Source organism: Marinilactibacillus kalidii (assembly GCF_017599325.1).
In the GTDB taxonomy this organism is placed as follows: Bacteria; Bacillota; Bacilli; order Lactobacillales; family Carnobacteriaceae_A; genus Marinilactibacillus; species Marinilactibacillus kalidii.
On record NZ_JAGFVM010000030.1, the window covers coordinates 1 to 12,851 of the forward strand.

The following is a 12,851-nucleotide window of genomic DNA, read 5'->3' on the forward strand; positions in this document are numbered from 1 at the left end:
TAAAATCAAAGTGTTGAATCGCGTAGCCTACGGCTATAAGAACTTTATTCATTACAAAAACAGGATCATTCTTCACTTCAATCTAAAAACAGCACAAAGGAATCATAAACAAAAAGAAAGAGAACATAAAGCTGCCTAACCAGCGAAATGTTCTCTCCTAAAAATATAGACTATTATTCTTTACCAACGTTGCTTGACGTAGAACCTTTTCATCTTACTATTCTTTCTTGTCAGTTTCTTCTACGGTTGTATCTAGTGTTACGATATCGTTTATTCTATAATCTACGGGTTCACCATCGCTTGTCTCATCTAATAAGAAAGAACCATTATTATAACGGTCACTTACTTTGTAAGCTTTGGGAATTATCTCAAATGTTTTTTGTTTATCTGTAATGACTGTGATCGACTCGCTAGCGTCATTAGCATCAATCATTAAGTTCACGCGATGTGGATTTTTCTTTAACTCTTTAAGTACATGTAATCCACGTTTTGCTCTTGAAATAGGATCAAAATCCAATAAATTCATTTTCTTCACTGCACCACGCTGTGTAAGCAATAATACATTGTGTTTCTGCTCTTTTTTGAAGACAGTACCGGAAACAATATAATCTTCTTTTTTCAGATCCATTGATTTAACACCGACAGCATTGGCACCGACAACTGAAACTTCATCCAGCGCATATCTTAATCCGAAACCTAAGTTTGTTACTAAAAATACATCTCTAGGTTCTGGATCAGCAATATAATAGACAGCTAATAGTCGATCAGAGTCGGATTTTAACTTGATGGCGTTTGCTGCTCTTGATCGGTAGGTTCGCTTCGCTTCGAATTCGTTGGCTGTTGTTTGCTTGATATAGCCTTCTCGTGTAATCAATACAAATTTATGTGCTTCATTGAACTCCGTCATGTTATAAACAGCCAGAATCTTTTCATCTTGACTCAATGCAATCGATTGAGAGATATGGTGGCCAAGATCTTTCCATCGGACATCAGGCAATTCGTGTATTGGTCGATTGATGACATTTCCTTTTGTCGTAAACATAACAATTTGCTGTAGTGTAGTCATTTTCTCAGCAAAAACAGGATAATCCCCTTCTCTTAACCCAATTTCAGAAGGTTCTGAAGCGCCGTAAGAACGCAAGCTCGTGCGTTTCAAGTACCCTTCTTTTGTTACCGATACGATAACATCCTCTTCAGCAATGAGTACTTCTGTATCTACTGTTAACTCTTCTATTTTCTCTTCAATACTTGTCATGCGTTCAGTCTTGTATGCCTTTTGTGTATCTTTTAATTCTTTTTTCATTACTGCATGCAATTTTGTTTCACTATTTAGGATTTCTTGGTATTGCTTGATTCTACTTTGAAGTTCAGCTTCTTCTTTTTGTAGTTGTGTAATATCCGTGTTGGTTAAGCGGTATAATTGCAAACTAACGATTGCTTCAGCTTGCGCTTCACTAAAATCAAATTTTGAAATTAGGTTATTTTTTGCATCGGATTTATTTAAACTACTTCGAATTTCTTGAATCACTTCATCCAGAATAGAAATAGCTTTGATTAGTCCTACAACAATATGCTCACGTTTTTGATCCTTGCGTAATAAAAACTGTGTACGTTTAAGTATAACTGTACGTTTGTGGGCTAAATAAGCGTTTAATATCTGTTTTAATCCAACTTGTTGCGGTCTTCTCTCATCTATCGCAACCATATTCAAATTATATGAAATTTGAAGGTCTGTATTTTTAAAGAAGTACGTTAAGATACCTTCTGCATTTGTTTCTTTTTTCAATTCAACAACGATTCTTAAACCTGTACGATCTGACTCGTCTCGAACATCAGCAATCCCTTCAATCTTACGATTGATTCTGATTTCGTCCATTTTTCTAACAAGGTTTGCTTTGTTGATTTCATAAGGAATTTCAGAAATAACGATTTGCTGTTTTCCACCACGAAGTGTTTCGATCTCCGTTTTAGATCGGACAACAATTTTGCCTTTTCCAGTTTCATAAGCAGCCCTTAATCCAGCTACACCTTGAATGATCCCACCAGTTGGAAAATCAGGTCCTTTGATATATGTCATCAGATCTTTTGTCGTTGCGTTTGGTTTTGAGATCAAATGTACAGCTGCATCAATCACTTCTCCGACATTATGAGGTGGAATATCTGTTGCATAACCAGCCGAAATACCTGTTGCACCATTTACCAAAAGGTTAGGGAAACTAGCTGGAAGCACAGTTGGTTCGTGCGTTGTATCATCAAAGTTCAATACAAACTCGACAGTCTCTTTATCAATGTCCGTCAACAACTCATTCGCTATTTTAGATAGTCTTGCTTCCGTATAACGCATGGCTGCCGGTGGATCGCCGTCCATACTTCCGTTATTCCCATGCATTTCAATCAAGGGTGCGCGCATTTTCCAGTATTGGCTTAAACGGACCATTGCGTCGTAAACACTACTATCTCCGTGGGGATGGAAGTTACCAATAACATTACCGACCGTTTTAGCAGATTTTCTAAAGCCTTTATCGTTGGTATTGCCTTCTGAAAACATTGCGTACAGGATTCTCCGTTGTACCGGCTTTAGTCCATCTCTAATGTCAGGTAGTGCACGCTCTTGGATGATGTATTTACTATAACGCCCAAAACGATCTCCCATGACATCTTCTAATGTCAATTCTTGAATTTCAATTCTCTCTTCTGACATTCAGTTATTCAAACCTTTCTTGCTGTTAAGAGTTCAATTCATTCTCTTCCAGTACTGTATTTGATTCTAGAATACTACCATCTTCTTCTAGAGAAAATTCAACATTTTCTTCAATCCATTTTCTTCTCGGGTCTACTTTATTCCCCATTAAAACAGATACACGACGCTCAGCTTGTGCAAGATCATCTAGTGTTACACGTATCAGCGTTCTGGTATCTGGATCCATGGTTGTTTCCCATAATTGGTCAGCGTTCATCTCACCAAGACCTTTATAACGTTGGATTAGGTACGTTTTACCGTAATTTTTTAGTACTTTATCTAACTCTTCATCTGTCCAAGCATAGTCTGTCTTCTCGTTCTTTCCTTTACCTTGTGAAACCTTATAAAGTGGTGGTAAAGCTAGATATACTTTACCATTTTCAATCAAGGGTTTCATATAGCGATAGAAGAAAGTTAATAACAATACTTGAATGTGGGCGCCATCTGTATCCGCATCTGTCATAATAATGACCTTATCGTAGTTGCAGTCTTTGATATCAAACTCTGGACCAACACCTGCACCGATCGAATAGATCATTGTACTGATTTCTTCATTTTTTAAGATATCTTGCATATTGGCTTTTTCTGTATTAATAACTTTCCCTCTCAGCGGAAGAATTGCTTGGAATTTACGGTCTCGTCCTTGTTTGGCCGAACCACCAGCTGAGTCACCCTCCACCAAATATAATTCATTTTTTTTCGCATTACGCCCTTGAGCGGGTGTCAGCTTACCAGAGAGGAGTGTTTCTTGACGCTTACGTTTTTTGCCATTTCTAGACTCTTCTTTTGCTTTTCTAGCAGCTTCACGGGCTTCTCTAGCCTTAATAGCTTTTCGAACGATCTGCTGGCTCATTTCGCCATTTTCAGATAGATAGAAATTCAATTGCTCTGACACAACAGTGTCGCATGCTGCTCTAGCTTCTGTCGTTCCTAACTTGCTTTTTGTTTGTCCTTCGAATTGAAGAAGACTTTCAGGAATCCTTACAGAGATAATAATCGCGATTCCTTCTCTGACATCGGTTCCTTCAAGGTTCTTATCTTTTTCTTTCAGCAAACCTGTTCTGCGAGCATATTCATTAAATGTTTTGGTTATAGCAGCTTTAGTACCAATTTCGTGTGTACCGCCATCTCTTGTGCGAACATTGTTAACAAAACTCAATACACTTTCAGAATAACCATCATTGTATTGAAAAGCACACTCTACTTCGATTGTATTATTCTCGCCTTCAAAATAGGCAATCGGTGTTAAGGTATCTTTTTCCTCGTTGATGTAATGAACGAATTCTTTGATCCCTTCTTCGTAATGAAAAGCTTCTTCATGTCCATCACGGTCATCTGTTAACGTGATTTTCAAGCCTTTTAGTAAGAAAGCCGATTCTCTCAATCGCTCTGATAGTAAACTATACGAATAGTCTACTGTAGAGAAAATCTTGGTATCTGGTTTAAAGTGAATCGTTGTGCCATTTTTTCTTTTTGAAATTTTTTCTTGTTTTAAGTTTCCGACAGGTCGTCCGCCATTTTCGAACCGTTGTGTATATAACTTTCCGTCTCTGACAACTTCTACAGTTAGCCATTCAGATAGTGCGTTCACAACAGAAGCACCAACACCGTGTAAGCCACCAGAAGTTTTATAACCACCTTCTTGACCGAATTTACCACCTGCGTGGAGTACGGTAAAGATAACTTGGATCGTTGGGATTCCTGAAGCATGCATCCCGACCGGCATCCCTCTACCGTCATCTGAGACGGAGATACTGCCATCTTTATTGATCTTAACGTCGATTTCTGAACCAAATCCTGCTAAGACCTCATCAACTGAGTTATCTACGATTTCATAAACTAAATGGTGCAATCCTCGGGAGTCTGTCGACCCAATGTACATTCCGGGTCTTTTTCTAACTGCATCTAGTCCTTCTAGAACTTGAATCGATGCATCATCATATTGTGGTTTTTTAGCCAATTCGAGCCACTCCTTATTGTTCTATTCTTCAAACAGGTTTGAAGAAGCTACTGATTTCGTTATAAAAAGATAGAGATCTTTCTTTTCGCTTTTTAAGCAAGCATAGTTATCTTACCATAAAGTCAGTATTTTTGTGAAGAACATATGTGCCGAATAAAGTGAACTCGTTAAAATGAGTCTGATTTGAGACAGACATGTTCCTCAATTTGATTGACCTATTTTCTAACTTTATATTTTTTTGCTCAGATAATCAATATACAATACACATTTAAAATTTCTTTTTCCTTTATTCTGATACGTGGTATGATAGTAAAAGATCTTATTAGGATAGTTAAGGAGTGAAAACCTTGATCGAAACACTCATGTTTCTCTTGGCATATTTACTAGGATCCATACCTTCCGGCGTATGGATTGGAAAAATATTCTTTAAAACAGATATCCGTGAACACGGAAGCGGTAATTCTGGAACAACGAATACTTATAGGGTGCTCGGCCCCACAGCTGGTACGATTGTATTAGTAATGGATATTTTAAAAGGGACCATTGCAGCTTTATTACCAATGTGGTTTGGTATAGATATTCATCCTATGGTTGTTGGATTATTCGCTGTCATCGGACATGTCTTTCCTATTTTCGCCAAATTCAAAGGTGGAAAAGCGGTCGCGACAAGCGCAGGTATCGCATTGGGTGCCCAACCAATCTTTCTTCTATGCCTAGCGGCTATTTGGGGCGCTACGCTTTACGTATCAAGCATGGTTAGTCTCGCAAGCATTATTGCTGTCATCATTGCCGCAATAGCTTCTCTTTTCTTAGGGGATCCACTTTTTGCTGTTATCGCCTGGATAGCCATGGTTATCGTCATCGTCCGACACAAAGCCAATATCGGTCGTATTAAAGACGGTACTGAAAGCAAAGTACCCTTTGGACTAAAAAAATAACTAACGCGCAAAAGAAACCTTAACCAGTGTCGATCATGGTTAAGGTTTCTTTTGCTTTTTAGGATTCTTGATTGGAAAATAGTGTTTTAGCAAAAATGGGATTGAGTACTTTAATATATGTCCCCTTCATACCCATTGAGCGTTGCTCAATCACGGAAGCTGAAACCAATTTGCGTAATGCATTAACAACGATAGACCGGGTAACCCCTATTTTATCAGCGATCTCAGAGGTTGTTAAAATCGTCTCTTGGCTATCTTGATTAATTTGAGTAAATACCCCTTTTAAGGCTTTTACTTCTGTCACAGATAGTGTAGAAATCGCTAATTTGGCACCTGAGAGTTGCTTTTCGATTTCTACTTCAGTTTTTCCATACTCTAGAGCAATTTCCAAACCAATCATTGAAGCAGCGTGTTCAATTAACATACCATCTACATCGCTGATGCTTTCTTGGATTCTTCCGACTAACAGTGTCCCTAGTCGATCATCAGATAAGACGATCGGTACTACACTTGTTAAGGCATCAGGATAATTTGCGCGTTTTTCTACTGGGAAAATCGTTAGATTATCATCAATTTGCACATTCATAATCGTTTCTTCTACACCCGACAAACGTTGGATATAGTTATAAGGAAACGTTTTATTCTTGATTAGATTTCTGACTCTCTGCGTATTTACGCGGTATCTTTCATGATAACCGAGCAAATTTCCCTCTGCATTAACAATAAAAATATTCGCATCTAATAGCTTCCCTAAGGCATAAGAGATACTTTTTAAGGGGAAGTCTATCTCCGCTGAATCATTTGAAAGGATATACTTCGCCCATTCTTTAACATTAGCCTGTTTATTTAATTCCTTTACTTTCTTTAAAAAGGCTTCATTACTCATTTTGGTATCATTTTCCTTTCAATATGGGTATCAATGGATGCGATCATAGAATATAACGACTCAAATCTTTATTTTCAACGATGTGTCCGATCTTATCATCTACATATTTCTGCGTGATTTTCACTTCACCCATTTGCATATCTGGAGCTTCAAATAATAGTTCTTCTAGCAAACGTTCTAAGATGGTATGCAATCTTCTTGCACCAATATTATCTGTTGACTCATTTACTTCATAAGCAATCTCAGCAATACGCTCAATCGATTCCATCGTAAAGATCACTTCAATATTTTCAGTATCAAGAAGCGCTTGGTATTGTTTGATCAATGCATTATGTGGTTCCGTCAGTATCTTCACAAAGTCATCTTTTGTTAAGTCATTTAGTTCTACACGAATTGGGAAACGTCCTTGTAATTCTGGGATTAAGTCACTCGGTTTTGATAAGTGGAATGCACCTGATCCAATAAACAAGATATGATCAGTATTGACCATACCAATTTTTGTTTTCACTGTAGAACCTTCAACAATCGGTAAGATATCTCTTTGAACACCTTCTCTAGAAACTTGTCCACTATTATTCTGACCTTTTGAAGTGATTTTATCGATCTCATCTATAAAGACAATACCAGCATTTTCAGTTAAATGAACAGCTTCTGCATTGATATCTTCTTGGTTGATCAGTTTATCCGCTTCTTCTTCCGTGAAAATTTCTACCGCTTCTTTAACAGTAACATTTCTTTTCACTTTTTTTGATGGTTTAAGTTGACCTAATGTCTCTGAGAGATCAATACCCATTTGCTCAAGCGGTGCACCCATCGGATTTGTTGCTTGTTTCTTTTCTTCTACTTTAACTTCTATTTCTCTAGCATCCAACATTCCTTTTCGGATCTGATCTTTCAATTCTTCTCGTTTAGAAGAAATTTCGGGTGTAACGGTTTCTGTTTCTTCCGTTTGGTCTGGATAAAATTGATTAGGATCAATACCAGCATTTTGGAAAATACTAGAAAAAGGGTTAGGCTCTTGTTTTTTCTTTTCTTGTTTGATACCAGGAGCAAGTGCTTTAGCTACTCTCGCAATCGCTTTACTTTCAGCTCTACCTCGAACATTTTTACGTTGTTCTTCTTTTACGATCTGAACAGCCGCTTCGGCAAGGTCTCTAATCATAGACTCGACATCACGCCCGATATAACCAACTTCAGTAAATTTCGTTGCTTCCACTTTAATGAATGGCGCATCGACAATGTCTGCAAGGCGACGGGCAATTTCAGTTTTACCGATACCCGTTGCACCAATCATCAAAATATTTTTTGGCGTAATTTCTTTTTGCATATCTTCATCTAGCTTTAATCTACGGTAACGATTACGAAGTGCAACAGCCACAGATTTTTTTGCATCTGATTGGCCTACAATATATCTATCTAATTTTTCGACGATTTCTCTAGGTTTTAAGTCAGTTTTTGAATGCATGATAGTCTCCTCACAGTTTTTCAGAAATAATATTATGGTTTGTGAATACGCAGATATCCGCCGCGATGGTTAAGCTATTTTTAGCAATTTCCTGTGCTGATAAAGGTTCTCCACCAAATTGTTTTAGGGCTCTTGCAGCGGATAAAGCAAAATTGCCACCTGATCCGATGCCTAAGATACCGTCATCTGGTTGAATAACTTCTCCATTACCAGATACTAGTAGCATTTCATCTTTATTCATGACGATCAGTAGAGCTTCTAGGTTTTTCATCATTTTATCTGTGCGCCACTCTTGCGCTAATTCAACAGCAGCTCTCATTAAATGACCATTATACTGATTTAAATAACCTTCAAATTTCTCTTCTAGGGTAAAAGCATCTGCTACACTACCGGCAAAACCGACAAGCACTTGATCATTATAAATCTTACGTACTTTACGCGCCGTCCCTTTCATCACAACTTGTTCACCCATTGTTACTTGACCGTCTCCAGCCATTGCAGATTCTCCGTTGTGTTGTATTGCTAGTATTGTTGTCGCGTGAAATTCAACCATGATTTTCCTCCATTTAGCTAAGTTTGATTCAAATTATGCTCTAGGATGATACTTACGGTAATCAGCCTGCAAGTGTTCTTTAGTTACATGTGCATAAATTTGTGTTGATGATAGACTTTTATGCCCGAGTAATTCTTGGACAGTCCTCATGTCAGCACCATTATCTAATAAATGCGTTGCAAATGTGTGCCTTAACATATGAGGAGAGATATTCGATGTTAGTGTACTCTTTTTTAATATTTGATTCAATGTGTACTGAACACCCGCTTGTGTGATCTGTTCTCCATGATGATTGATAAAAAGATAAGGATGGTCTTTACCATATTTAGACATCAAGTTCTGACGCGTAACTTCTATATATTCTTGAAGTGCTACAGATGCATAATGTCCAAAAGGAACATATCGTTCCTTATTTCCTTTTCCTAAAACCAACATAACACCCATATCAAAATCGACATCTTCAATCTTTAAGCCTACACATTCACTTACTCGAATGCCAGTACCGTATAACACTTCCAGTAGAGCCACATTTCGGTAATCCAGCGGCTTCTCACCGATGGCCGCTTCAAATAATTTTTCCATTTCCTGATTATAAAAGAAAGTTGGCAAGCGTAAGCCTTTTTTCTTCATATTCAAGTAGGAAAAAGGATTGTCGGAAGCTAATTCATTGTTTAATAAGAATTGATAAAATGCCCGTAGACTTGATATTTTTCTAGAAATAGACGTTCTAGAGTATTCACGATCGTTCAGATAGCCCAAGTAGACCCTAGCATCTGGTAAGGTTACAGTTAGTAGATCCTCGTCACCCGTCTCTTTTAAAAATCCAACGAACGCTTCGATATCTTCTAGATAAGCTTTTTTAGTAAGTGCCGAATAATGTCGTTCATGAATCAAGTGATTCATAAACAGTTCTACTAAGTTTCTTTCCATCAAACGAACCTCCCGAATTTGTTCCTTATCTAGTTTAACACATTTCTATAAAATTTCGTATAAGAAGAGCAGACACAAAAAGACGCTGACCGTGATAAGCAATAGACCGCTATAGCTGCAGTCCATTGCTTAATTACTGTCAAAACGTCTTCGTCATTAATTTTGAACGTCTTCTGTATAGTCACAGTTCGAACATTTGACTTGGCTTTGTTTTTTCGTTTTCTTCTCTACAAGGTAGTGATCACACTTAGGACAATTTCTGCCGATTGGTTTATCCCATGAAGTGAATTCACAATCAGGATAACGATCACAACCATAGAAAATTCTATTTTTCTTAGATTTTCTTTCTACGACCTCTCCTTTTTTACATAAAGGACAAGTGATTTCTAACTTTTTAACGATTGGTTTTGTATTGCGACAGTCAGGGAAGTTCGAACATGCGTAAAATTTACCGTAGCGACCAATCTTGATCACCATTGGGTGACCACATTTTTCGCAATCAAATCCTGCAGGTTCATCTTCGATTTCAACTTCTTCTATCTCTTTTTCTGCCTTCTCGACTTCTTCTTTGAAAGGTGTATAGAATTGATCAATAATTTCTACCCATTCAATTTTACCTTCTTCAACAGCATCAAGATCTTGTTCCATTTTAGCAGTAAAGTTGACATCTACGATATTCGGGAAAAACTCTTTGATCATCTCGTTAACGATGCCACCTAATTCCGTTGGTTCAAAGCGTTTATTTTTTAATGCTACATAATAACGTCTCTGAATGGTCTCAAGCGTTGGTGCATAAGTTGAAGGTCTACCAACACCGTTCTCTTCAAGCGTCTTGATCAAAGTTGCCTCACTAAATCGTGCGGGTGGCTGTGTGAAATGTTGCTCAGGCTCTATACTATCCACTTTTACAGCGTCATTTTCTTCCATCTCTGGTAAAATGTTGTCTTTTTCTCTAGAAGAATCTTTATAGACAATTTGATACCCATCGAATTTGATTTTAGATCCGTTTGCTCTGAAGAGTACGCCATTTTGCTCCAAATCGACACGCATCGTATCATAAATAGCTGGTTTCATCAGGCTAGCTACAAATCTAGACCAAATTAAGTTGTACAATTTGTATTGATCCTTACTTAGATATTGCTTGATATCTTCCGGTCTTCTCATTGCACTAGTAGCTCTGATAGCCTCATGTGCATCTTGAGCGCCTTCTTTATTTTTTACTGCGCGCGCCTTTACTGCAGCATACTCATCACCGTAGTCATCATGAATCAGTTGTGTAGCTTCTGCTTTGGCTGTATCAGATAGACGAGTTGAATCTGTACGCATATAAGTGATCAGACCTACAGCGCCACCTTTACCCAGTGAGATCCCTTCATATAATTGCTGAGCGACCATCATTGTTTTACGTGTTCTAAAGTTTAATTTACCAGCAGCTTCTTGTTGAAGGCTACTTGTTGTGAACGGGTTTTGCGGATTACGTTTACGTTCTTTTCGAGTAACTTTTTTTACGTTCCAGTCTTCCTCTTTATTGATACGTTCTAAGATAGCTTGTGTCTCAGTCTGGTCAGCAAGTGGTGTTTTCTTTCCATCTACGCCATAAAAACTTGCTTTAAATTTTTTACGAGACTTAACGAAGTTCCCATCAATGGTCCAGTATTCTTCTGGCTTGAACTGTTTTATTTCTTCTTCTCTATCACAGATGATTTTTAGTGCGACCGACTGAACACGTCCAGCACTCAAACCTCTTTTCACTTTCTTCCATAGAAGTGGACTAATCTGGTATCCAACGATACGATCCAATACACGTCTTGCTTGTTGAGAGTCAATAAGATTTTCATCTAGATCTCTTGGGTTTTTCAATGCATTTTTTACAGCATCTTTTGTAATTTCGTTAAAAACGACACGATTCTTTTCGTCATCTCGTAAATCTAACAAATAGCTTAAATGCCAAGCGATTGCTTCACCTTCGCGATCCGGATCGGCTGCGAGGAAAACTTTTTCAGCTTTTTTTGCATATTTCTTCAAGTCTTTAATAACGGGACCCTTACCTCTAATGGTAATATAATCGGGTTCATAGTTATTCTCGAAGTCTACGCCCATTCTACTTTTAGGGAGATCTCTAATGTGTCCTAAACTAGCAACAACTTTGTAATTTCGGCCTAGGTATTTCTCGATTGTTTTAGCTTTAGCCGGTGATTCCACGATGACCAAGTATTTATAAGCCAAATGAACGGCCCCTTTCGTTTACTCTGATTTGTAATGTTTTAGCACAATTTTCCATTTAGGAACGATAAAGTAATTGAATAAAAATCACTCATTGGATTAATGAAATGCTCTATTCTTTTTGCTATGCAAGAATCGTTACTCATCATATGCTATACGAAAGGGGTTTGTCAACTTGCAAGTTTAAAAAAATAAATCATTTTATACATTATTCAGTATAATCATCTCATTTGATCATAAAAATCTTCTGTAATATCTGAAGCAGATGTTACAATTTTCGCCCCCGACTTAATGAGTGCATTTGTCCCTTCAGAGAGTTCACCAAAGATAGGGCCAGGCACAGCATAAACTTCCCTATTTTGTTCGAGTGCCTGATAAGCGGTAATCAGGCTACCACTACGACTCTTTGCTTCGATAACGGTTACGCCATCACTTAAACCTGCTATGATTCTGTTTCTTAAAGGGAAGTGATGTTTGAGTGGTCTAGTATCTGGTGGAAACTCTGAAAGAACAAGATTACTTTCTTCGATGTATTTTTGTAATTGCTGATTTTCAGCCGGATAATATCGATTGATCCCAGTACCAATTACCGCAATCGTTTTTCCAGAGGCTTTTAAGGTCTCACAATGCGCTACTGTATCGATTCCTCGTGCAAGACCACTACAGATCACGATTTCATTTCTAACCAATGCTGGTAGCAACTGTTCGATGCATTGTATACCATATCTTGTACAGTCTCTCGCTCCCACAATGCCAATTATTTTTTTAGAAAGCAATTGGCTATTCCCTTTATAAAATAATAAAATAGGTGGAAAGTAAATTTCCTTTAAACGTTGTGGATAATGAGGATGCGTGATTGGTAGAATAGAAATTTTCTTTTCACTTAAGCATTGAAGCTGCACCGCTTCATTAAAAGTAGATTCAAATCGAAAAAAAGAAGCTTTCTTTTTTTCAGAAAGCTTCTTGTATTCTCTAAATGTGTCAGTGAAAAGAGCATGTCCCGCGAACCGCTCCTTTAACAAACACCATTTTTCTTCAATGGTTAGACTTGGATAGTGAGCCAGCACAAAACTAACACTTTCAAAAGTAGCTATTTTAGTCATCATAAATCTACTCCTTATATAATAGTAGAAACTCGTCACCGAACTTCTTATTA

Annotated in this window: 9 protein-coding genes; 1 reads left to right on the forward strand and 8 read right to left on the reverse strand. The window is 37.7% G+C overall.

What is annotated here, in order from left to right:
* Positions 1 to 217: 217 nt before the first annotated feature.
* Both parC and parE read right to left on the reverse strand, forming a co-directional pair.
* Positions 218 to 2,701 (reverse strand): DNA topoisomerase IV subunit A, encoded by a 2,484-nt coding sequence (parC, locus tag J5J05_RS06850; protein WP_208559941.1) that lies wholly within the window; start codon positions 2,699 to 2,701, stop codon positions 218 to 220.
* 25 nt (positions 2,702 to 2,726) lie between these two features.
* A complete protein-coding gene (parE, locus tag J5J05_RS06855) occupies positions 2,727 to 4,700 on the reverse strand; it encodes a DNA topoisomerase IV subunit B (RefSeq protein ID WP_208559942.1) in 1,974 nt (657 codons plus the stop codon).
* A gap of 347 nt (positions 4,701 to 5,047) precedes the next feature.
* Between parE and plsY the strand changes: the two genes are divergently transcribed.
* A complete protein-coding gene (gene plsY, locus J5J05_RS06860; RefSeq protein WP_244244653.1) occupies positions 5,048 to 5,638 on the forward strand; it encodes a glycerol-3-phosphate 1-O-acyltransferase PlsY in 591 nt (196 codons plus the stop codon).
* A gap of 58 nt (positions 5,639 to 5,696) precedes the next feature.
* Here the strand turns inward: plsY and J5J05_RS06865 are convergent, their stop codons facing one another.
* The 6 genes from J5J05_RS06865 to dprA all read right to left on the reverse strand — a co-directional run bounded on the left by J5J05_RS06865 (position 5,697) and on the right by dprA (position 12,801).
* Entirely contained in the window at positions 5,697 to 6,524 is an 828-nt protein-coding gene (locus tag J5J05_RS06865) for a GTP-sensing pleiotropic transcriptional regulator CodY (protein WP_208559943.1), read from the reverse strand.
* A gap of 43 nt (positions 6,525 to 6,567) precedes the next feature.
* Positions 6,568 to 7,989, reverse strand: a complete 1,422-nt coding sequence (gene hslU, locus J5J05_RS06870) for an ATP-dependent protease ATPase subunit HslU (protein ID WP_208559944.1) — start codon at positions 7,987 to 7,989, stop codon at positions 6,568 to 6,570.
* A 10-nt stretch (positions 7,990 to 7,999) separates the two neighbouring features.
* Positions 8,000 to 8,542: an ATP-dependent protease subunit HslV gene (gene hslV / locus J5J05_RS06875; RefSeq protein ID WP_208559945.1), complete on the reverse strand. Its 543-nt coding sequence runs from the start codon at positions 8,540 to 8,542 to the stop codon at positions 8,000 to 8,002.
* A gap of 33 nt (positions 8,543 to 8,575) precedes the next feature.
* Positions 8,576 to 9,475 (reverse strand): tyrosine recombinase XerC, encoded by a 900-nt coding sequence (xerC, locus tag J5J05_RS06880; RefSeq protein ID WP_208559946.1) that lies wholly within the window; start codon positions 9,473 to 9,475, stop codon positions 8,576 to 8,578.
* A 153-nt stretch (positions 9,476 to 9,628) separates the two neighbouring features.
* The gene (gene topA, locus J5J05_RS06885; protein ID WP_208559947.1) at positions 9,629 to 11,698 is read right to left on the reverse strand and encodes a type I DNA topoisomerase; all 2,070 of its coding nucleotides are present in this window, start codon (positions 11,696 to 11,698) and stop codon (positions 9,629 to 9,631) included.
* A 218-nt stretch (positions 11,699 to 11,916) separates the two neighbouring features.
* The gene (dprA, locus tag J5J05_RS06890) at positions 11,917 to 12,801 is read right to left on the reverse strand and encodes a DNA-processing protein DprA (protein WP_208559948.1); all 885 of its coding nucleotides are present in this window, start codon (positions 12,799 to 12,801) and stop codon (positions 11,917 to 11,919) included.
* Between the last annotated feature and the right edge of the window lie 50 nt (positions 12,802 to 12,851).